The following is a 21,660-nucleotide window of genomic DNA, read 5'->3' as shown; positions in this document are numbered from 1 at the left end:
GATGTCTACCCGTTATCTTCCTTTATATCTGGCCCTGTTGGGCCCCGTGTGCGCCGTGAGCCTGCCGGTTGAGGCGGTGGAACTGATGAAGTGGGAGCGTATCCCGCTGCAGGTACCGCTGACCGTGGGTCAGGAGCGCATCGTGTTTGTAAACAAGAACGTCCGGGTGGGTTTCCCTCCCGAGTTGAACGGCAAATTGCGGGTGCAGAGTACCGGCGGTGCCGTGTACCTGCAGGCGAGCAGCGCCTTTGCCACCACGCGGTTACAACTGCAGGACGTGGAGAACGGTGAGCTTATCCTGCTGGATATCACCGGCCTGGAGGGCAAGCAGGTGCGTGAGCCGGTGAGCCTGGTCTATCAGGGCGAGGTCTCCAGTGCCACGGCCAGCAACAATACGTCGGTCAGCAGCGATGAATCCGTGACACCCAAGGGTAAAACGTCCGCGAAAGAGCAGGCTCCACGTATCACAACGCCGTTGCCGATTGCGCTGACCCGCTACGCGGCACAAAACCTCTATGCCCCGTTACGTACGATTGAAGCGTTGCCGGGGGTACATGCCATTTCGCACGGTCTGTCATCGACCATTACCTCACTGCTGCCCTCTGAACCGGTCACGGTACGCCCGCTGGCCGCATGGGGGGTACAGGGGTACAACGTGGTTGCGCTGAAACTGACCAACCAGCGGTCGGGAAAGGTGGTGCTCGATCCGCGCCGTCTGCAGGGCACGTTCCATTCGGCGACGTTTCAACACCGCTGGCTGGGTGCGGCTGGAACCCCAGAAGATACCACCACGCTGTATCTGGTGATGCAGGGACGCCCGGACGCGGCGTTCCTGCCAGAGCCGGTGGTGCCCGTGGTGAAAGCCAAGGGCAAGGTGCGAACCGCGTCAGGAGGACAGACACATGCAAATTAAATCCAATACCCTGCTGAAAGTCCTGGTGCCGGTGGTGCTGTTTATTGCCATCGCCATTGGGGTGAAATCCTGTGGTTCAGGCACCACACCGGCCTCATCGACCCTCAAAACGAATACGGTGGCTGATCTGACCGATGAGGAGCTGCAGATCCTCGGTATCGAGGGGGATACCCCGGAAGATACCCTGCGAACCCTGGTGGCGCGTCTGAAGGTCATCCAGGACAAGCAGGCCAGTCTGGAGCGGCAGAATGTCACGCTGTCGGAAGAGAACGCCACCCTCAAGGAAGGCGGGGTGAATGTCGATAACCGCATTCGTGATGCAGTCAATGTGGCGAAACAGGAAGAGGCGCAGGCCCGGCAGAAACTTCAGGCGGAGCAGCAACGCCTGGCGACGCTGATTGAGAATCTGAATCTGAAGGGGATGGGCGGTCAGTCAGGTCAGCCGCCATCTGCCGGTTCATCCGCATCAGGGCAGGGACAGCAAGGTGATTTGCCGATTGGGCTGGGTCTGGAGGGCAGTGACGGGGCCGTGGGCACCGTGAGCGGTGGCGTGATGTGGATTGAGCCACAGGACGCCGTGCAGCTTGACCGCAACGGTAAACCGGTCATCGGGGCCGCTGCCGTGGGCACGGCGGCAGGCACCGGCAGTTTCCAGTTCCCGAGTTCGTTTGCCAGCCTGGATGATAACGCTATTTCTCGCCAGAAAGCTGATCTGGACCGGGCGGCGAAAAATCAGCAGGCTATAGAGGAAGCGACACCGGTGTATACGTTGCCGGAAAACTCGACGCTGATTGGTAGCCGGGGTATGACGGCGTTGCTGGGCCGGGTGCCGATTGATGGCAAAGTCACCGATCCGTACCCGTTTAAAGTGCTTATCGGCAAGGAGAACCTGACGGCCAACGGTATCGAGTTGCCGGACGTGGAAGGGGCGATTGTCTCCGGTACCGCCACCGGTGACTGGGTATTGTCCTGTGTCCGGGGTGAAGTGCATTCCATTACCTTTGTGTTTACCGATGGCACGGTGCGTACCGTGCCATCGCCAGCAAAATCCAGTGACGGCAGCAACGGCAAATCGAACGGCGGCAGCATTGGCTGGTTGTCAGATGAAAACGGGGTGCCCTGCCTGTCCGGGGAACGTAAATCCAACGCGTCTACCTATTTACCGACCTTGTTCGCATTGTCCGGTGCCGGTGCGGCGTCGGATGCGATGGCGAACAACCAGACCACGACCTCGGTAGATGGCACCACGGTGACCAGTACGCTGACCGGCAGTGCCGGGCAGGCGGCGCTGGGCAAGGCCTTGTCAGGCGGCACCAATGAACTGGCTTCCTGGGTGAAAGCGCGTTACGGGCAGATGTTTGACGCCGTGTATGTGCCACCGGGTGCCCAGGTAGCCGTGCATATTACCCGTCAGATCCCGATTGACTACGAAGAGCAGGGCCGCAAGGTCCGGTACGATTTTGATATCAGCCAGCAGCATGCGCTGGATTGAGGAGGTTTTGATGAAACAGCACGTTTTACCGTTAGTGTGCCTGGCTGTCTTGTTGACCGGCTGCAGTACCACCAAAGATGAAATGCTGCCACCGGGGGATTCTACCATGCTGGAGTTGTGGCAAAACAAGGGTTCGTCGGCACGGACGGCCACCGAGGCCCGCAGCACGTTGCGGCGGGGATTGACCAATGACGACAGCGCTGCCCGTCAAGCCATTGAGGAGAGCTATACCCGGACGGCGGAAAACGAGATCCAGCAGATTTTCCCGCGTCTGCCTAACCCGGACATGGTGATTTATATCTACCCGCACATGGCGGGCAATGCGCCTGCACCGGTACCCGGCTACAGCTCGGTCTTCCCGTTTTATAGCAGTGTGCAGTATGCACTGCCGGGTGAACGTACGGAGGCGCTGTAATGTTCTCATTATTCAGCAAGAAGAAAATCGGCAGGCAGGCTCCTGCCGAGGTGGAAGACGATCAGGATACGGCAGTGTTGGCGCGGGAGCCGCAGGTGAAAACCGGCAAGCTGACGGTAGCCGAGGAAAAAGCACTTTACCCGAACAACCCGACGTTTGTGGATTACCTGCCGTGGGCCGAGTACCTGCCGCGCAGCCAGTGCCTGTTGCTCGATGACGGGGTCTCGGTCGGGGCGGTGTTCGAGATTGTGCCGGTGGGTACCGAAGGGCGGACGCCGGAGCGGCTGGAGGAGATCCGTGATGTGGTGGAAGATGCCCTGCAGGACAGTTTTGAGGAGCGGGATCTGCACCCGTGGGTGGTGCAGTTCTTCTGTCAGGATGAGACCGACGTTACCGAATACCTGGATAAACTGCGCGGTTACGTCAAGCCTTGGGCGCAGGGGTCGGCGTTTACCGAGGCCTATCTCACCGAGATGGAGCGGCATATGCGCGGTATCGCGGTACCCAAGGGGCTGTTTATCGACAAGGCGATCACCGGCGCACCCTGGCGCGGACAGCAACGCCGGACCCGGATGGTGGTCTACCGCTATGTCAATCCGGCACTGCGCGAGCCGCATCCCCCGGAAGAGGCGCTGAACCAGGTCTGTGAACGACTCTCGTCAGCGCTGGCCGGTGCCGGTGTCGTGGCGGCCCGTCAGAACGGGGAGCAGATCCACGCCTGGTTGCTGCGCTGGTTTAACCCCAACCCAGACTGGATCGACAAGGAGACGCTGTACCGCACGGCAGCGCACCAGGATAATGAAGCCGGGGTGTTGCCGGTAGAAAATGATTTTAGTGAAACCGTGCTGTTTTCACCGCCGCGTTCGGACATCGAGCGGGGCGTGTGGTGGTTTGACGAGGTTCCGCACAAGGCCATCACCATCGACCGGCTGCGCCGGGCGCCCACAGTAGGACATCTGACCGGGGAGACGCGTAAGGGTGAGAATATCAATGCGCTGATGGACTTGTTGCCAGAGGGGACGGTGGTTTCGCTGACCCTGGTGGTGCAACCCCAGGACGTGCTCGAGGAGCGATTCAATCACCTGGCGAAAAATGCCATCGGCGAGAATACCGAGTCGGAACGGGTGCGTGAAGACTCGGAGACGGCCAAGCGTTATCTGGGGGAAAAGCACAAGCTCTATCGGGGCAGTATGACCTTCTATCTGAAAGCCCCGACGGTCAAGGTACTGAATACCCGTCAGCGTGACCTGACGGCGGTCTTGTTGAATGCCGGGCTGCAGCCGGTGAAGCCGGAGTTCGATGTCGCCCCGCTCAACGGCTACCTGCGGGCCTTGCCGATGTGCTTTAATCCGATGCACGACAGGAAACACTGGTATACCCGCCTGACCTTTGTCCAACACATGGCTAACCTGCTGCCGGTGTTTGGTCGGGATACCGGTACCGGGCATCCGGGGTTTACCTTTTTTAACCGCGGTGGTGCGCCGCTGACCTTTGATCCGCTCAACAGTCAGGACCGTTCCAAGAATGCCCACCTGGTGCTGTTTGGTCCTACCGGTTCGGGGAAATCCGCCACGCTCAACAACTTGTTCGCGCAGTTGATGGCTATCCACCGGCCCCGGCTATTTATTGCCGAAGCCGGTAACTCCTTCGGTCTGTTTGCGGATTACTGTGAAGAACTGGGGTTGACGGTGAACAAGGTCAGTATCAAGCCGGGTTGCGGCATATCTCTAGCGCCGTTTGCCGATGCGCACCGGTTGATCGAGACGCCTGCGGCGATGGTGAGCGAAGAGGAACTGAGTGAGCGTATCGAGACCGAGGAGAGTGACGAGGAGGATGACGATGAGGAACGTGACATCCTGGGTGAGTTGGAGATTGTGGCGCGACTGATGATCACCGGCGGCGAGGCCAAAGAAGAAGCCAAGCTGGAGCGGGCTGACCGGGGCATGATGCGTGAGGCTATCCTGGTGGCGGCGAAGGCCGCTTATAATGCGGGGCGGCAGATGATCACCGGCGACCTGCAGGCGGCGTTGTACCAGTTTGCGGCTGACGAAAACCGGCCCGAAGTGCGCCGAACCCGTGCGCAGAACATGGGGGAGTCGTTGGGCGTGTTTATGCAGGGGTTCCTGGGCGAGCTGTTTGACCGCCCCGGAGAGAATTGGCCCGAAGCGGATGTGACGCTGATTGACCTGGGCACGCTGGCGCGGGAAGGGTATGAGGCGGCGCTGGCGGTGGCTTACACCTCGCTGGTGAACACCATCAACAACATTGCCGAGCGCGATCAGTTCCTGGACAGGGAAATCGTCTTTGCGACCGATGAGGCGCACATGATCACCACCAACCCGCTGTTGGCCCCGTTCGTGGTCAAGATAGTGAAAATGTGGCGTAAGCTGGGAGCCTGGCTGTGGCTCGCCACACAGAACCTAGAGGATTTTCCCAATACGTCGAAGAAGATGCTCAACATGATCGAATGGTGGCTGTGCCTGGTGATGCCCCCGGAAGAAGTGGAGGAGATTGCCCGCTTCAAAAAGTTGACGGCGGAGCAGAAAGCCATGTTGCTGTCGGCGACCAAGACCCCCCGTTGTTATACCGAAGGGGTGGTACTGGCGAGCCGTATTGAGGCGCTGTTCCGGGCGGTGCCGCCGAGTCTGTATCTGGCTCTCGGCATGACCGAGAAGGAGGAAAAGGCGGCACGTCGGGCGATTATGCAGGCGCAGGGCGTGACCGAGTTGGCGGCCGCAAAACAGATAGCGCATCAACTGGATGTGGCTCGCGGTATCGCTAAGGCGGCGGCATGATGCAGTTGAAGAAGGCCATGCTGGAGATTGTGGCCGGTGACGGGGGCGAGGGTGGCGTGTTGTTTGAGGCTCCGCCACAGGGTAACCCGCGTATCAGCGAGGCCCATGCCGGGCAGTTGGCCGAATTGTGTGAGCAGATACGGGCGCGTACCCAGTCGGTGGTCTTGATCACCTGTTCGCCGCACCGGGTGGGGCATCACAGTTGCGTGGCGGTGAAATTCGCCGGAGCCAGTGCCTGCGTCAATCTGCTGTTGACGATCACCGGTACGCTACGTTGGCCTACCGCACAGGATTATGCCCAGGCTCCGCGCTGGTATATCAACCTGCCGGATGCGGTCGATGCGGTGTACCTGGTGACGCAGTTGGCTGAACGATTGGGCGTTCCCGAGTAGCGGTTACACGCGTCTGGCGTCTGGCCCCTTTATTCTGGCGGCAGGTTACCGGTTTCGGTAGTCTGCCGTTTTTTTTCATCAGAATGCCCCTGGTTCCCCCCCTAATTTTTCCCCACGCATTTCGAGTTGTTTGCTGTTTTTGTCAGCAATGCGCGTCACCCTGCGGTTTTGTCCCACAGGAGTGAAATGTGATGAAGAAACGTAACGCTGTGTTCCTGCTGGCTATCGGGTGCGCTGCCGTATCGGCACAGGCGGCCACCGTGGTGTATACCGACAGTCAGCATCCCCCGACTGGATTAGGCACCGGTCATCAGTTGGTTTACCTGGATGCGCCGGAGGTCGTCCAGCGTGAAGTGTTTGGTGCGCTGTCGGCTGACCCTCGCCAGGCTGCGCGACAGGCCAACGCGGTGCTGCAATCCCCGGACTGGCAGCAGAAAGAGCAACAGATAGTGCAGGCCTACCAGGGGGTTATCCAGGCCTACGGTCTCGGGCTGAAGAAATACCCTGCCGTGGTATTTGACGACCAGTATGTGGTGTACGGCACGGCTGACGTTGCTCTGGCCGAAGCGAAGCTGGCTGAGCACAAGGGGGCACAATGAAACGACTCTCCTTGCGCCGTCATAAACTGGCGACGGCGTTGTTGCTGTGCGGCGCGGTACAGCCGTTGACGGCCAGTGCCATCAACTCGGCGCAAATCATTGCCAGTGCTCTTTCTCCGACGTGCCTGGAGTACCGGATTGCGGGTATTTGTTACTGGCTTTATTGCGGTTGGGGCGGGTGCCGCATTCTCACCTCCGTCAAGGTGAAGCACTACATCCCCAATGCGGTGGTGTCCAGCTATGCCCAGACCGGGGATAACCCCTGGTCAGAGGTGGCGATGCTAGGAACGGGGATCCCGGGTGTGGCTGAAGGCGGTGGCAATAATGAGCAGAAGCGAGGGCTGCGCAAAGACAATCTGCGCTTCAAGAACGCGGATGCGATTGGTCACCCTGCATTAGCCGCCCCGGTATTTAACAACTTCCTGGGGTCGATGGGTTACACCTGCCCGGGTTCTGCCAGCGCATTTGTGCCGTATTTCCTCAGTACCCTGGATGCGCTGATGTGGCGTACCGGTCTGCCTGAGAGTTTGTACCCAGAGGCGCTCACGCCAGGACTGCGGGAGGTCGGCTCAACCGGAAATATGTGGGGTAACGTGTATCCCCGTGGCGGGTTTGTCACCCAGGTAGATGACTACAAGGCGGCGGCTGTTGTGGCACAACGTACTGCGGATATCATCACGCGTACTGGTCAGGTACATGTCTATCACCCGATGACCGCCAGTCGCCGTGACGGGTATTGGCCACCGGAGCCGGTGACCGAAAATACCGGTACCAAAAACCACAAATGGCAGCGGCTGGTCCCCTCCATCTCTTCTTCTTGCGCCGTGTTCCCGGACAACAGCAACCCCATCGCGACAGATGGCGCGTATGCCTGGGCGCTCTGGCAACCCTATTCCTGCTGCCAACGGCGCGGGCAAACGTTCCTCTACAGCACTGATTTTTAACTCAAGGGAGTGTACACCATGACATTCAACGCATTTTTAAAGGCAGGGGCGCTGGCAGGTGCTGTCCTGCTGGTTCTGAATCAACCGGCATTGGCGGCGTTCGGTATCACGGGCGAAGAAGCCAACGTCGGTTATGGCAAAGGAATGAAAGGGGCGGTGAACGACAACCTGTTTTACTCCATCGGTGGGGGAACCGTGATATCCCAGCCCCCCAGTAGCAACAATATGGAGAAAATGGGACTCGGTATCAGTTGGAACAATGACCTGATGTGCGGCAATTTCGATTTGAGTACCACGGTCAAGAACCAGCTCAACGGGGCGACGGATGGCTTTAAAAACATGATGGGGGATGTGATTAATGGGGCTACCGGCGCGGTTGCCAGCCTTCCGGCGATGATAATCCAGCGGGCGAATCCTGGACTGTACGAGCTGCTGACCAACGGTGTTCTGCAGGCCAATGTGGCGTTTGATAAGGCTCAGCTCAACTGCCAGACGATGTCGAAGAAACTGGCTGATTACTCTTTGTCAGGCAAGTTGACGCAAACCGCTATCGGGGAAGAGTTTCAAAACGTCATTTCCAGTACGTCTGATGCGATCCGTGCAGATAACAGCTTGAAGAAATCGACGGGCAAAGAAGGGGTGAAATGGGTGGGGGGGCAACAGCGCGGGGGGACGGGTCAGAAGGCTATCAAACCCACGTATGACATTGCCAAAGCGGGTTACAACATCCTGAATAAACAGTCTGCAACCAGTGATGCTGCGGTGAGCACTTCAGCGTGTAATGGCTCGTTGTGTCAAAAGTATAAAACCAGTGCTGAAGCAGCAGATGCGGTATCGAAAGTTCTGGGGGATCGAGCGCTACGCACTTGTGTGAGTGGCAGCGAATGTAATAGCGGTGGGTTGGAAAATGAGCCGGGCACCTCTACACCAGGCGAAGGTTTTTCTCCCACGCTGGAAAAAACCACCAAAGAGAATCAGGAGATCCTGATCAAACTGGTGAACGGTAACCTGGCTCCCAATGCAACTAATCTGGCAACGTTGAAAACCGGTGATTTGGCCGTAACGCGCGGGGTTATCCAGGCGCTGAAAGATGACCCAGACAATGGGGCGTTGGTACAGCGTCTGGCCGGGGAACTGGCGATGGCAGACACCATTACGACGGCATTGGCGATGCGTCGTATGTTGATGGTGGGGCAATCAGAGCCTAGCGTAGCAGCCCAAGAGCCCATCGTGGCGGAATCTGATCGCCGCCTGGAGTTTCTGGATCGGGAGATCCAGGCGCTGAAAAATGAGATGGATATACGCAAGGCCATCAGCAACAACTCCATTCTGGTGGCGATCACCCGTCAGGAAGCGCGTGAAGTGGACAACAGCCTGCGTCAGGACCGTCAACAAAATGACAGTGCTGTCCAAGGGCTCAGCAAGTCCACGGAGGAATAATCAATCATGACGACCACAAGAGTATCGAAGGACGAAACCCAAAACCGACCAAAGACAATGGCGCAGCGCCGGTGGCGTAAAGCTACCGGTTTTATTTTCGGCATGGCAGGGATTTTGTTACTGGGGGGATGTGCGACGGCATTGGGGCTGTATCTTGCCGGACATGAAACCGCACTGACAGACTGGCTGCAGCAGGCGCGAGTTCCGCTGTTTATCTGGCGGTTAACACTGTACGGCATTGTGGCCGCCATGTGGTTTCACCGTGTCCGGGCGACGTTGTTACGTCAGGCCCCGTCACCGTGGGCGGTTTACCGGCTCGAAGTGATGATGGTGTGCCTGGCCTTGCTGATTGAATTCACCAGTTACCGTTGGGGGATGTGATGACGACGGACAGTTATCTGGAGTTTTTCCTGGTGTTCCTGGGCTGGCTGATTAACAACGCCCTGTGGACCATTATTACCGCCACGGGGTTGTTCGCGTTGCCGTTGGTACTGAAGGTGGCCGGCGTCTGGTTGAAGGTGCGTACCGAAGGGGATGACGAGGGAAACAAGGGGGCGCTGGCGCTCCCTCGCATCGAGCAGGTATTGTACGTGGCGTTCATCGTTATTATGTTCTGCGCGATGCCTTTTCAAGAAGTGGATCTGACGGTGATGAAGTTTGACCAGACCCGCTCCAGACAATGCGGCACTAACGTGCCCAAGCCGGATGAATCAGGCTATGGCGGGTTGTTGACCGACTTCAACGGCCAGGTTGCCAAGGTGCCGATGTGGTGGTACCTGGTTCACAACCTGTCAAAAGGGGTAACGCATGCAGCCATTGCGTCCATCCCCTGCGGTATGGAACTGCGCCAGTTGCGCTTTGAGGTACAGCATACCCAACTTATTGATCCGGTGATCCGTCAGGAGGTGCAGGAATTCGCCAATCAGTGCTATTCCAAAGCCTACTACAAGTTGAAATCCACCAATAGCCAGCTTACTGATGCCACCATCAATTCGGTGGGCTGGATAGGCTCGAGCTACTTCCTGAATACGGGGGGCTACTATGACTATTACACGTCTACCTCACCCCGTTCGCAGTGGCCGTACAGCGAGAGTCGGGACAGCGGTTATCCCAACGTGGGGCGGGGTGGGTACCCCACGTGCAAGGAGTGGTGGAGTGCCTCCGGTACCGGGCTGAAAAGCCGATTGTCAGGGAGCTATAACACCAAAGTTGCCAACAGGATGAAGTTCGTTGATAGCGAAAATTGGGAGGAAAATCTGTTGCGCTGGCTGGTCAGCCCGCAAAATACCCTGATGTCCGGGGGGCATGAAACCTATCTGGCGGGAAGCCAGCGGGGAACCGGGATAGACCTTGATACTAGTTTCAAGCAGATGGTCAGTGGTCTGGGCGCATTCTCGGCACAAGCGACCCAGTTACCGGCGTTTGATGCGCTGCGTCAGGCGTTGCCGATGGTGCATGGCATTCTGATGATGGCGCTGGTCATTTGTATCCCCCTGGTGATGCTGTTCGGTGCCTATGACCCCAAGGTGGTGGTCACGCTGACGTTTGTCATGTTTGCGATGACGTTCGTGACATTCTGGTGGGAACTGGGTAGTTGGCTTGATGATCGGCTCATCGAGATTGTCTACACTGGCGCTCGCGGGTATTACAACTGGTTCAGCAATGTTGGGGCTGAAGGCTGGATTATGAATCTGGTACTGGGGTCGATGTTTGTGGTGCTGCCTGCATTTTGGTTCGGGGCGGTGAGTTGGAGTGGTGTTCAGATCGGTGGGGCATTATCTTCAGCAGTTGATAAAGCTAGTCGAGGGTCACAGCAAGCGGGTGCTGAAGGGGGCGCTGCCGCAATGAAAGTAGCCAAGACAGTTGCAACAAAAGGGGCATCGAAAGGGAAAGGCTGAGCAGTGCAGGCAGTGAATGGTCGTTTCACTGCCTGTTTTTATGCATCGTTGTCGAAATGTACAGTTTTGTCGTCATTATGACGATAACCAGCATGTAATGTTTCATCTTCTGTTGATGTGTTAGTCGGGGGAGTTGTTTCGATCCCAGCAACAACGATTGCCACTATAACTGAAAACACCATCTTCACGGCTTCAACTAATCCCTTGGCGATAATGCTCCAGATATCATCCTGCGTTTTGTTAGCCATGCTTTCTCCCTCGTTTTATCTGCTTATCATAACATGGTCACCTTACGGCAGCGGTGATGCAAAAACAACCTGCTTACTGCATGAAGGGTGACGTAATCTGAGACAAATCATGACGCATTTTGAGTCAGCGCTGGGGATCACGAGGCCGGGAAATTATAATTTTCTCAATTTGAGTTAAAAATAGACTCACTTTGGGGTTTATCAGAAGGTGGGCGTGTTTTCACACGCTCATTTTTCCCAATATGAGTCATATCAATACGCAATTAGAGACAAAGCTATGCTCAACGTATCTTGTGATGATGGATCGACCTACGTAAAACTGGCCTGGCTGGAACAGGGTGAGATCAAGACACATCTGTCGGGTAACAGTTTCAAAGATGGCTGGAGCCCTGCCATCCTGGGAACACGAAAAGTGTTCAACTACACCGTTGACGGAAAAAAGTATTCGCATGATCTGGGAAGCACGGCTGCGATTGGCACCACGCATATCAGTTATCAATACAGCACCACGAACCTGCTTGCCATTCATCATGCCTTGCTGACATCGGGTTTACCGCCCCAGGAGATCGCACTGACGGTCACCCTGCCGGTGACAGAATTTTTCGATGCGGATAACCAGCCGAATGAGGTGAATATCGAGGCGAAGAAAAATAATGTCTCGCGCGATATTTCGTTGAATAAAGGAGAGACCTTTACAGTCAAGGAGGTGAAGGTCATGCCTGAGTCCTTGCCAGCGGCATTGGCTTCAATCATTGCTGATGAGGTTAATCCACTGGAGCGTAGCCTTATTGTCGATTTGGGAGGAACAACGCTGGATTGCGGCATTATACAGGGGGCTTTCGACAGTATTACCGAGGTCAAAGGGAATGCAGAGATTGGGACATCTCGAATTAACCGGGCAGTGATGAATGCATTAATGAATGCTTCTACCCCAAGTAGCTATTATGTGACAGGGGAAATCATCAGGAATCATTTGGATGAGGACTATTTACGAACCCTCATCAATGACGTTGACCAGATAAGTAATATTCAGGCGGTAATACAAATGGAATCCGCTTCCCTGGCTGATGGTGTGAGAAATGAAATTGAGTCCTTCAGCGGAATGCATCGTATCTATCTGACCGGGGGAGGGGCGGAAATTATCTATCCCTATATTAAGAAATATTTCCCTCGCCATAAAGTGAGTAAAGTAGAAGAGCCACAATTCGCTCTGGTTAAGGCGATGGCCAGGGCTTAATTATGAATAATAAACGAAAGAAGATTGTTGCGTACTTACACCCGTCAATATATCTGCAAGATCAATTAGCGCAACACTATGTTGAAAGTTTACCGACACAAGTTCGGGGCGATTTTTACCGGCAAGCCATTATTTGCGGCGCTGCGTTATCCTCTGTTGACCCGCGTTTGGTTAACTTGATCAGTGGTTTTTTTAATGGGGCGCTAACAGCCGAGAGTGTGATTAAACTGATAGAGCAGGTGACGGGTTATCCATCAAAATCAACCGGTGTTGATGCTATTCCGCCAGTGTCTTCAGGCATTGAGGGTAATATAAAACCGGCAGCTAAACTGGCGGAGGAAAAAGCGATTTTGAACCTGTCAATGTTGAAAAAATAAAGTGAGTTATGCACATATCCACGGTCAGAAAAGCCAGTGAAGCCGGGGGCCACCCAGCACCCCGGCAAACGGGAGCGGTCTGTGAGCGGGGCAAGCGAACAGACTCTGGCGGTGGGTATGTGCAAAACTCCGTCTCTTCTGCTGCATATATCCCCGCCTTGTTTCTGTTGAAGATTTCTGGACTCTCCTTTATGATCCCCCTGTTCTATCGTTGTCGATGACAACAGCCAATGCTTCAGCGCAAGGAGTGCGCAGGTGATCTGAGAGAAGCGCCCTAGGGTGATCACATAGCCAAAGTCATATGGAGAGAAGCGTGGTCTGAGACTGACGCTTTCGAGCGACCACAGCCAATGCGACCTTAACCTGAAAGGACGCGCTTTAGAGCGGTAACCCCCCTGAACCTTTGAGAGCGGGGATCGCGGTCCACTGCGATGAAGGTGCACTTATCCACTCACAGACAGTCAGTTTCATCACGACAACTGACACCCCAGCGGGAAACTTCCCGGCGGGGTCGTTTCTCCATTACCAGGAGAACATCACGTCTACGCCCCTATCTTTTTGGACCGACGTCCAGCAATCCCGGCAACATTTGCGGCGTTCTGCTATGCCAATTGGAACATTTGGCATCTGCAGAAGCAGCATTTGGCGCGGGAGTTGCGCAGCGCGTCACTTGTGTAATTGCGAAGCATATACCAAGTGACGCGCAAAGCGCATAACGGACAAACCCACGTAATACGGGCTTTACCAACGTCTTCTACGCTCTGACCGACACGTAGTACCCTGGCCGAACCACGGACTATGGACCATTCAGCGCATGTAAAATGACATTTTTTTTAACCATCGCGTCGTAAAAACGGGATAACCCATGAAGGCGCTTATTTATGAAATGAAGGAGAACAATCGACTCGGTAACGATGGCAACATCAGCGAAAGCTGATGGATGGAGGTGACCTGGCAGTAGTCAGGTACCGGCGCAAGCCGCAAGCAGCTCAGCGAGCTGTGGATACCTCACAAGAACTCAACATTTTGCCACCCCGATGCACAGTTACCAGTCGAGCCGCAGGAAGCGCAAATCATACCGTGTCGTCGGGGCCAGGATGTATCACCATCATGCTGAACGTTGTTCAGACTTATTGCGTACATCAAAAATGCAGTTCGGTACGTCCTTCATCCTTCGGGACGAAGGCGGTAATGTCGTGCGTTTTTCAGGACGAAAGGAGGGAGGGATGTCGAGAGCCAATAAGCAGTTAAGTAAGCAATTAATCACACTGGCCCGAAAATCAGGCGGGAGTTTTAAAACTGTTTCAGATCGCGCCAGAATAGCGTCGCGTTTCGCCGATAGTATGTTGAAGTTAAATATCCAAATTCGCGATATCAGTAATATAAAAACCAATCATGTTGAGCTGTATATAAAAAGTCGTCAGTCTGAAGGTATATCAAAACGGACGATGCAAAATGAAATGGCGGCTATTCGGTCGATGTTTTCTACTGCTGGCAGGACGAAACTCGCCGATCCAAATCATGAACGATTAAGTAATTCGGCTCTCGGCCTGTCTGGGGCCAGTCGTGACGGATCTAAAATTGCTATTTCAGACGAGCGCTATCACGCAGCGCTCGTCCAGATCCGTGATAAAGACGAAGGTGTTGCCGCTGCAATACAATTAGCCCGTTATTTAGGATTAAGAACAGAAGAGACGGTTCAATCCGTCAAGTCATTAAAAACCTGGCGGCAGGCATTAAATAAAGGTGATGAGCGTATACGGATTGTATTCGGAACCAAAGGTGGCCGTCCGAGGGATACCACGGTTGTAGATCGTGATACGGTTATTCGCGCAGTCAATGAGGCGATAAAGTATGCTGATAAACACAATGGGCGATTAATAGATAAGTCCAATCTGCACTCTGCTATTGAACGGTATCGAAATACGCTCAAAGAGGCCGGGTTAACGGGGAAAGAATCTCCGCACAGTCTGCGCTATGCCTATTCCAAAGAGGCGACGGACTATCATATGAGTAAAGGATTGAGCCGAAAAGAGGCGGAAGCCATGGTGTCAATGGATCTGGGGCATGGCGATGGACGTGGTCATTATGTTGCCAGGGTTTATAACAAAGTGAGTACTGATGAGTCTTGAGGTGAGGTTATTTTGCAGAAAGAGGCTTGTCGGGTAGGGTTGAATTGTGTACGATTTTAGGTGCTAACGCGTTGTCTCTGACAACAGCCAATGTCCTGGTGATTTGAGAAGGACGCCTTCGGGCAATCACAAGCCAAAGCGACCATAACCTGAGAGGACGCGCTTTAGAGCGGTAACCCCCCTGAACCTTTGAAAGCGGGGATCGCAGTTCACTGCGATGAAGGTGCACTTATCCAACGTGCCTTGATTGGCACCCTATCTGATTGACTCACCCTCAAGGGAACACGCTTCCCTTCAGGGGATAGGTGTTCCCTTATTTTATTGCGTAAGGAGACATCTATGGACTCACACAAAGACAAAGAACTGGCTTTTTTACCGATATCTATCACGTTATCGGCCTGGGATCGTGCCGTAGACCGCTTCAGCATCGCTGAGTGGGAACGTCGGCAACTTGCGCTGATAAAAGCAGCGCAGGATGCCTGGAGTAAGCGGCCAGTTTCTTCTGATACGGAAGTGATATTTTCGTTAACCCTGTTTGTTCGTCTGGGGGAGGAGTCTATCGAGCTGACAGAGAGCTTCCTGGTAAAATATGACGATTACAGACTGATAATTACTTCAGCGAGCTAATGGCTCTTATAACTGCCGGGGAGATCCTTCCCTGGTCGATATCTTCTAACCTTTTTGGGGGTAGCTCCCCACAAAGGGACTGCTCCCTGTCATGTTTGATACGGAGTGACTTATGACAACCTATGTTCTTGTCGCGGAATATCGCAATGCAACGGACCGACTGTTTACCCTGGCGAATGCGCATTTTTGCGCCTGTGTTGGGAATGATGAGCGTCGTTCGTGGCGGGGTAGTGCGCAACGTCATCTTGCAGAACTGGAAAATCTGAGCTGTAAGCGGGCGAGTGAGCGTGACCGGCAATGTTTTATCCGGGCCAGTCAGCTTTTACGTGAGCGTCTGGCGATGGTGAATGAACACGGTGAGTTGTTATTACCCACGTCGGCTGTGGTGAACCGTTAATATGCAATATGAAACTCATGAGCAACATATTATCACTCAGGCTATTGGTTTGTTAGAACGACAATTACAAGCCCGTACAGTGTTACTCGCGCAACCCGATGCGGTTCGCAGCTATCTGCGGCTGCAACTGGAAAGGCAGGAGCGTGAACTGTTTATGGTGATGTACCTGGATAACCAGCACCGGTTGATTGAGTGTGAAACGCTGTTTACCGGTACGCTGGGCTCAGTCAGTGTTTATCCCAGGGAAATCGCCAGGCAGGCACTGACCTACAATGCCGCCTCATTGATCCTGGCGCACAACCACCCCTCGGGGATGGCTGAACCCAGTCAGGCGGACCGAAGCCTGACGGACAAGGTGATCGCTGCGCTGTTATTAATCGATGTGAGGGTGTTGGATCATCTTGTGATCGGTCATGGCGAGTCTGTTTCGTTTGCTGAGCGTGGTTGGATTAACTAACTGATTTTACGCAATCCTCTGCGGGGCGTGTCCCTATAATGACGGGTTGAAAACCGAGTCTACTAAGCCGATTTTTTGATTTTACTCACCCCATAGGGACTGACCTCCCTATCGGGGGTAAGTCCCTTTTTTAATTCTAGAGGACTTACCATGATGACGATAAACCAGACCAACAGCACTTTTTCTCTCGATGATTTATGTGAACTGGCAAACCTTGAAGGTGATTTACGGGAGATTGCCGCACACGAGAAATTGGGCATTGGCAAACAGCCAGATGAAGACGGTTTTACCGACAATATCTGGGCGGTTGCCTGGCTGGCACAAGAACTTGCTAGAAAATGTGGGCTGGAACCACACCGTTATACCCATAACTCATGCAAGGCTTTGTTCGGCGACGTTGTTGCTTTGGGCAGAGCGGTTTGCCCTGGAGCCTGGGACCACTTCTATAATGTGGGCCAGGAGGAAGCAAGGGCAATTTTGGAGGGATGGTAATGCATCGGTGTTACTTCTTCACTCATATCAAGACGATCCCCCATGAGGCCTGGCGTGGGCTGTGCCGTGCAGTAACTCGGGTACATCATGAGGTACGCAACGAGCCGGATTTTTGCTGGTTGGGTCAACCTTTGACTGTTTTTGAACTCAGTGGCACGAAACCGCTGAGGTATGACGACAGTCTGATTGGCATCGGCATTATCTCCTTTAACGGTGATGATGTCGCAGGCTTGTCAGGCGATCCCTTTTGCCTGCTTCGGTCGTTATCCTCCGAAAGGCCGCAAAGTCAGTGTAATACCGGCAGTCACCCATACGATTTCCTGGTGATAGCGGTGTTGCTATTGGTTAACCACTATTGTCCGACATGTTACGTCGTCCATTCGACGGTCGGGCGTGAGGAGTGGCAGCAGGTGGCTGATTGGTTAGATACCCACTTACATCTGGCGGTGACGTTACCACCAGGGCTTTAACACACTGACGCTATTATCGATTAATACGATTCTAGCATTGACAACCCTTGCGGGGATTTACTCCCGTAAGGGGGCAAGTCCCCGTTTTTTATGACGAGGACTTACCATGACAACGAAACAAACCAGGAAAAAGGCGGCATCACGTCACCAGGATAAAGTGGACCTGTTCCAGGTCGTGACGGATAAAATCGTCGCGGCGCTGGAAAAGGGAACGTCTCCTTGGCGCAAACCGTGGCGTACTGTTGCCGGTACCCGTTCTGTCAGCATGAGCGGGTTACCGGCCAACGCCATTACTGGACGGGTCTACAGCGGTATCAATGTGTTGCTGCTGTGGATTGATGCAGCGGACAAGGGGTTTACCTCACACCGCTGGCTGACGTTCAAACAGGCACTGGATGTGGGCGGTAACGTGCGTAAAGGTGAGAAATCCACACTGGTGACCCTGTTCAAGCCGTTTGAGAAGAAAGAGACGGACGAGCAGGGCAGGCCGATGTTTGACGAACAGGGGAATGCCGTTGTTTCCCAGCGGAATTTCATGACCAGTTTTCATCTGTTCAACGTGGAGCAGTGTGAGAATTTACCCGAGAAACTGCTGACGCCGGTGAGTGTGGCCGGTGACGCAGGAGAAACACCCGAGCAACACGATATTGAGCGTATCCAGCGGGCAGAGCAGGTGGTTGCCTGCAGTGGCGTACCGGTGGTACACCGGCATCAGGACCAGGCGTTCTACAGCCCTGGAGCCGACCGTATCACGATGCCGGACGCGGTGCAGTTCCATCGCCCGGCAGATTACTACAGTACGCTGTTGCATGAACTGGTGCATTCAACTGGTCACATCTCCCGCCTGGCGCGAGAAGGCATCACGTCTTCTTCACGCCGGTTTGGGGACCCGGTGTATGCGTTCGAGGAACTTGTGGCGGAAATCGGTTCGGCATTTTTGTGCGCCGAACTGGGTATTCAGGGTGACGTTCAGCATGAAAGTTACATTGCTTCCTGGCTGAAGGCACTGAAGGAAGACAAGAAGGTTATCTTCCAGGCAAGCCGTTTTGCCCGGGAGGCTTTTGAATACCTAATCTTACGTGAACAGGCCCTGGCTGCAGCCTGAGCCGCTATTGGAGGAAGACTCGATGGACACCACTGCAATTCGCGAATACCAAAAGATAGCGACGTATTTGCTGGAGAAGCATTTTGGGCTGACGTTGAACGACACCAATCTGCATGACGATGCTGTTGTACAGGAGCTGGTTGAGCTTAACGTGCCAGTGTTTGAAGCGATAAACCAACTGGTGGAGAAATACCACTTGGACCGGATAGACCAGAACGCCTGGTCTCCCCGGAGCCCGCTGTTAACCCCGAGCAACTTTATGGTTGCCGTATTGGAGCTTGTACCAGAGAAAGTCCAGCTTGTCCGTATCGATGAAACGGATGAGAAACTGATGCAGCACTGACTTTTCACTCTAGGTTAGCCAATAACCTGTCACTCCCCAGGGGAAACATTTCCCTTGGGGGATGTTTCCCTTTTTTATTTCAGGAAACATCCCTATGGCAAACGCCAATCCACATGTTGCGGAATTTATTTCATTATTTAACCAGACCGCCCGTTATCACCATCGCTATGAGGTCTTTCGGGATTTTGTTCAGATGGCTGCGTGCGCAGTCCACAATCAGGTCGCTTTTTCGCAACAGCTTGAGGATGAGTACTTTAACCTGGTCAAACGGTATGAGCGTGAAGACGTCAATCGGATGGGGAGGTTGCTGGGTATTCTCTGCTGTGGCCTGGCCCGGCAGCAGCCGATTTACGATGATATGCTTGGCAGAATATTCATGAGCCAGGAACTGGGCGATGCGCGACGTGGGCAATTTTTCACGCCTTATGGACCCATGCTAACTGTTATAATTTGTTAAATTTATAAATATCAATGTGTTATATTGATGTTTCTAACTAATTATTTTTGCTTGCTAAACATGCATGCCACTTTATATGAAAAAGATCTTTACTCATCTTCCCCATGAAAGGGAGGCCATACAGTTGTTTTTCGGGAAAGGATTAGAAGGGTGATGACATATTCATACTGCTCTGATTGTATTTTCATTTCACGAACCGAAGCGTCTTTATCTGCATGAGGGAACCAAATTGATGCAGGGATTTTCATTCCTGCTCTTTCCATTGAAATGTTCTGGTTTGCAGCGAGCGATCTTTCTGGAGTACTAACAGCATTGCGTTGTGTGCGAAAGAAGGCTCCGTTACGGCGAGCCGCGGGGCTGGAAAAGGCCCATTTCATGTACCCGTCACGAGATAAAATGAATACGGCATTTTCTTCAGTGCATTCAAGCCATTTTAATGCAGCGGCTGTCAGCGATACTCCATAACGAATCGCATACTGACGTAATACTTCAATATCAACGTCTGGCGTCAACTGTTTTCGGAAGTCATTGAATGGCATCAGTAAGTAAGAAGCAAATAAATCTGCTTCTGATTCAATATTTTTATCTTCCCAGGATAGCATATCATCACTACTACATCTGAACTCATCACGATTTAGACGATGAAGTATGTAATGTCCCAGCTCATGTGCCTGAGTGAATCGAATTCTACCAGGGGATGTTAAACCGTTATTGTAAAGTAGCATCCAACGGCTGCGGGCTTCATTGGCAATTAATGCTCCATCAAATCCTTTGATGTCAACGGGTTCTATTTTTACTATAGGGTCAGCCCATTGGAATAACTCTGCCGCTCCTAGAGATAACTCTCCAACGTTAACAGGAAATCGTTCTGTGCCGTGAATCTCACTGAAAGTATCACAAATTTTTGTTAGCCGAATGGCTGCTTTTTGAGGCGTCCATATCTCTTGTTCTGGCATAACTAGAAGTCCTTTTTAAAGGTGTCCAATATTTTTCTTAACTGTGCTTTAGCCTCAGGTTCAAGGTTTTTATAGCCACGAAAGAAAGCATCATCCAGATGCCTTTCTTCTGGTTCTCGAAGATCATCTTCTAAAAAGAAACTAGTCCCAACTCCCAGTGCATCTGCCAGGGCAGTCAGTTTTTCTGCCGAAGGGCGTTGAGACTCGCGATTTTCCAGTTCCCATAGATAGCTTTTACTGAGTCCAGCCATGTCAGCGAGTTTTTCCAGTGTCAATCCACGCTGTTTACGCAAATCGCGAAGTTTTTCGCCAAGACGGGTTGCCATTGTTACATCTCCTCATTTATCTCTTTCATCATTGTACCACTATTCCGAACAAAAAGTTTGACAAGTAAGAAAATTTCACCCATTCTTGTAAAAAGTTCGCTATACCGAACTTTGTGGCCGACGAAGATGAACATGACATGTCGTCCGGCTTGGATAGAGTGCAGACTTCTAGTGAGGATGTGATGTCAATAGAACATGTCGACCATAAAACTATAGCGCGATTTGCTGAAGATAAGGTAAATCTTCCAAAAGTAAAGGCTGATGAATTCAGGGAACAGGCCAAGCGATTACAGAACAAACTGGAAGGGTATCTTTCTGATCATCCTGACTTTTCATTAAAGCGAATGATTCCATCAGGTAGTCTGGCTAAAGGAACTGCTCTTCGCTCGTTAAACGACATTGATGTGGCTGTGTATATCAGTGGATCTGATGCACCACAGGATTTACGTGAGTTACTTGACTATCTTGCTGATAGGTTGCGTAAAGCATTTCCTAACTTTAGCCCTGATCAGGTTAAACCCCAGACATACTCAGTAACGGTTTCCTTCCGGGGCTCAGGCTTAGATGTCGATATTGTCCCTGTATTGTATTCGGGGTTACCTGACTGGCGAGGTCATTTGATAAGTCAGGAAGATGGCTCGTTCCTTGAAACCAGCATTCCTCTGCACCTTGATTTCATCAAAGCCCGCAAACGTGCTGCCCCGAAGCATTTCGCTCAGGTTGTTCGTTTAGCGAAATATTGGGCTCGTTTGATGAAGCAAGAGCGGCCGAATTTTCGCTTTAAATCATTCATGATTGAATTGATCCTTGCAAAATTACTGGATAATGATGTGGATTTCTCGAACTATCCGGAAGCTTTACAGGCATTTTTTACCTATCTGGTGAGCACTGAATTACGTGAACGCATTGTCTTCGAGGATAATTATCCAGCGTCAAGAATAGGCAAATTGTCAGATTTAGTGCAGATTATCGATCCCGTTAATCCTGATAATAATGTTGCTCGTTTATATACACAGTCTAATGTAGACGCCATCATCGACGCCGCAATGGATGCCGGTGACGCTATTGATGCGGCGTTCTATGCACCAACCAAGCAATTAACCGTAACCTATTGGCAGAAAGTTTTCGGTTCTTCATTCCAGGGGTGA

General features: G+C 53.0%; 25 protein-coding genes. 22 read left to right on the top strand and 3 right to left on the bottom strand.

The genetic code is table 11. The features are described from left to right. Position 1 precedes the first annotated feature (1 nt). The 10 genes from A6U95_RS11620 (at position 2) to A6U95_RS11575 (ending at position 10,888) form a co-directional block, all read left to right on the top strand. Positions 2-913, top strand: a complete 912-nt coding sequence (locus A6U95_RS11620; RefSeq protein WP_065684807.1) for a TIGR03749 family integrating conjugative element protein — start codon at positions 2-4, stop codon at positions 911-913. Continuing rightward, complete coding sequence (locus A6U95_RS11615) at positions 903-2,405, top strand: TIGR03752 family integrating conjugative element protein (protein WP_065684598.1); 1,503 nt, start codon at positions 903-905, stop codon at positions 2,403-2,405. Before A6U95_RS11620 ends, A6U95_RS11615 begins: the two co-directional genes overlap by 11 nt. Positions 2,406-2,415: 10 nt before the next feature. Then, positions 2,416-2,820, top strand: coding sequence for a TIGR03751 family conjugal transfer lipoprotein (locus A6U95_RS11610; protein WP_065684597.1), 405 nt, complete (start codon positions 2,416-2,418; stop codon positions 2,818-2,820). Continuing rightward, positions 2,820-5,615: a conjugative transfer ATPase gene (locus A6U95_RS11605; protein ID WP_065684596.1), complete on the top strand. Its 2,796-nt coding sequence runs from the start codon at positions 2,820-2,822 to the stop codon at positions 5,613-5,615. Before A6U95_RS11610 ends, A6U95_RS11605 begins: the two co-directional genes overlap by 1 nt. Next, positions 5,612-6,007, top strand: coding sequence for a hypothetical protein (locus A6U95_RS11600; protein ID WP_065684595.1), 396 nt, complete (start codon positions 5,612-5,614; stop codon positions 6,005-6,007). The genes A6U95_RS11605 and A6U95_RS11600 overlap by 4 nt, the downstream gene beginning before the upstream one ends. 191 nt (positions 6,008-6,198) lie before the next feature. Continuing rightward, complete coding sequence (locus tag A6U95_RS11595) at positions 6,199-6,606, top strand: TIGR03757 family integrating conjugative element protein (RefSeq protein ID WP_065684594.1); 408 nt, start codon at positions 6,199-6,201, stop codon at positions 6,604-6,606. Beyond that, the gene (locus A6U95_RS11590) at positions 6,603-7,550 is read left to right on the top strand and encodes a TIGR03756 family integrating conjugative element protein (RefSeq protein WP_065684593.1); all 948 of its coding nucleotides are present in this window, start codon (positions 6,603-6,605) and stop codon (positions 7,548-7,550) included. Before A6U95_RS11595 ends, A6U95_RS11590 begins: the two co-directional genes overlap by 4 nt. Positions 7,551-7,568: 18 nt before the next feature. Next, entirely contained in the window at positions 7,569-8,990 is a 1,422-nt protein-coding gene (locus A6U95_RS11585) for an integrating conjugative element protein (protein ID WP_065684592.1), read from the top strand. 6 nt (positions 8,991-8,996) lie between these two features. Continuing rightward, positions 8,997-9,371: a hypothetical protein gene (locus tag A6U95_RS11580; RefSeq protein WP_139102363.1), complete on the top strand. Its 375-nt coding sequence runs from the start codon at positions 8,997-8,999 to the stop codon at positions 9,369-9,371. Further along, a complete protein-coding gene (locus A6U95_RS11575) occupies positions 9,371-10,888 on the top strand; it encodes a conjugal transfer protein TraG N-terminal domain-containing protein (protein ID WP_065684590.1) in 1,518 nt (505 codons plus the stop codon). The genes A6U95_RS11580 and A6U95_RS11575 overlap by 1 nt, the downstream gene beginning before the upstream one ends. 38 nt (positions 10,889-10,926) lie before the next feature. On the opposite strand, the gene A6U95_RS11570 is transcribed toward A6U95_RS11575, so the two are convergent. Next, entirely contained in the window at positions 10,927-11,136 is a 210-nt protein-coding gene (locus tag A6U95_RS11570; protein WP_065684589.1) for a hypothetical protein, read from the bottom strand. A 277-nt stretch (positions 11,137-11,413) separates the two neighbouring features. Here A6U95_RS11570 and parM point away from each other — a divergent pair, with 277 nt between their 5' ends. The 11 genes from parM to A6U95_RS11515 all read left to right on the top strand — a co-directional run bounded on the left by parM (position 11,414) and on the right by A6U95_RS11515 (position 19,230). Then, on the top strand, positions 11,414-12,373 hold the full coding sequence (gene parM / locus A6U95_RS11565; protein ID WP_065684588.1) for a plasmid segregation protein ParM domain-containing protein: 960 nt from the start codon (positions 11,414-11,416) through the stop codon (positions 12,371-12,373). Positions 12,374-12,375: 2 nt separating this feature from the next. Further along, complete coding sequence (locus tag A6U95_RS11560) at positions 12,376-12,750, top strand: plasmid partitioning/stability family protein (RefSeq protein ID WP_065684587.1); 375 nt, start codon at positions 12,376-12,378, stop codon at positions 12,748-12,750. A 1,226-nt stretch (positions 12,751-13,976) separates the two neighbouring features. Then, positions 13,977-14,882 carry an integrase domain-containing protein gene (locus A6U95_RS11555; RefSeq protein ID WP_065684586.1) on the top strand — a complete coding sequence of 302 codons (906 nt, stop codon included), beginning with the start codon at positions 13,977-13,979 and terminating at the stop codon, positions 14,880-14,882. A gap of 339 nt (positions 14,883-15,221) precedes the next feature. Further along, positions 15,222-15,509: a hypothetical protein gene (locus A6U95_RS11550; protein ID WP_065684585.1), complete on the top strand. Its 288-nt coding sequence runs from the start codon at positions 15,222-15,224 to the stop codon at positions 15,507-15,509. A gap of 112 nt (positions 15,510-15,621) precedes the next feature. After that, positions 15,622-15,906, top strand: coding sequence for a hypothetical protein (locus tag A6U95_RS11545; protein WP_065684584.1), 285 nt, complete (start codon positions 15,622-15,624; stop codon positions 15,904-15,906). A 1-nt stretch (position 15,907) separates the two neighbouring features. Further along, positions 15,908-16,363 carry a DNA repair protein RadC gene (gene radC / locus A6U95_RS11540; protein WP_065684583.1) on the top strand — a complete coding sequence of 152 codons (456 nt, stop codon included), beginning with the start codon at positions 15,908-15,910 and terminating at the stop codon, positions 16,361-16,363. A gap of 150 nt (positions 16,364-16,513) precedes the next feature. Beyond that, positions 16,514-16,855, top strand: a complete 342-nt coding sequence (locus A6U95_RS11535) for a hypothetical protein (RefSeq protein ID WP_065684582.1) — start codon at positions 16,514-16,516, stop codon at positions 16,853-16,855. Continuing rightward, complete coding sequence (locus A6U95_RS11530) at positions 16,855-17,325, top strand: hypothetical protein (protein ID WP_065684581.1); 471 nt, start codon at positions 16,855-16,857, stop codon at positions 17,323-17,325. The genes A6U95_RS11535 and A6U95_RS11530 overlap by 1 nt, the downstream gene beginning before the upstream one ends. Before the next feature lie 106 nt (positions 17,326-17,431). Continuing rightward, positions 17,432-18,430, top strand: coding sequence for a zincin-like metallopeptidase domain-containing protein (locus A6U95_RS11525; RefSeq protein ID WP_065684580.1), 999 nt, complete (start codon positions 17,432-17,434; stop codon positions 18,428-18,430). Between the two features lie 22 nt (positions 18,431-18,452). Further along, entirely contained in the window at positions 18,453-18,773 is a 321-nt protein-coding gene (locus A6U95_RS11520) for a TA system toxin CbtA family protein (RefSeq protein ID WP_065684579.1), read from the top strand. A 94-nt stretch (positions 18,774-18,867) separates the two neighbouring features. Then, a complete protein-coding gene (locus tag A6U95_RS11515) occupies positions 18,868-19,230 on the top strand; it encodes a hypothetical protein (RefSeq protein ID WP_065684578.1) in 363 nt (120 codons plus the stop codon). 89 nt (positions 19,231-19,319) lie between these two features. On the opposite strand, the gene A6U95_RS11510 is transcribed toward A6U95_RS11515, so the two are convergent. Both A6U95_RS11510 and A6U95_RS11505 read right to left on the bottom strand, forming a co-directional pair. Next, positions 19,320-20,186: an ImmA/IrrE family metallo-endopeptidase gene (locus tag A6U95_RS11510; RefSeq protein ID WP_065684577.1), complete on the bottom strand. Its 867-nt coding sequence runs from the start codon at positions 20,184-20,186 to the stop codon at positions 19,320-19,322. A 2-nt stretch (positions 20,187-20,188) separates the two neighbouring features. Then, positions 20,189-20,512, bottom strand: coding sequence for a helix-turn-helix transcriptional regulator (locus tag A6U95_RS11505; protein ID WP_001515173.1), 324 nt, complete (start codon positions 20,510-20,512; stop codon positions 20,189-20,191). A gap of 113 nt (positions 20,513-20,625) precedes the next feature. Between A6U95_RS11505 and A6U95_RS11500 the strand changes: the two genes are divergently transcribed. Further along, on the top strand, positions 20,626-21,660 hold the full coding sequence (locus tag A6U95_RS11500; RefSeq protein ID WP_241810645.1) for a CBASS oligonucleotide cyclase: 1,035 nt from the start codon (positions 20,626-20,628) through the stop codon (positions 21,658-21,660).

This window comes from Serratia sp. 14-2641 (genome assembly GCF_001692375.1).
Classification (GTDB): Bacteria; Pseudomonadota; Gammaproteobacteria; order Enterobacterales; family Enterobacteriaceae; genus Chania; species Chania fonticola_C.
The sequence above is the reverse complement of the archived record's forward strand: the minus strand, read 5'-3'. Positions and strand labels throughout refer to the sequence as shown.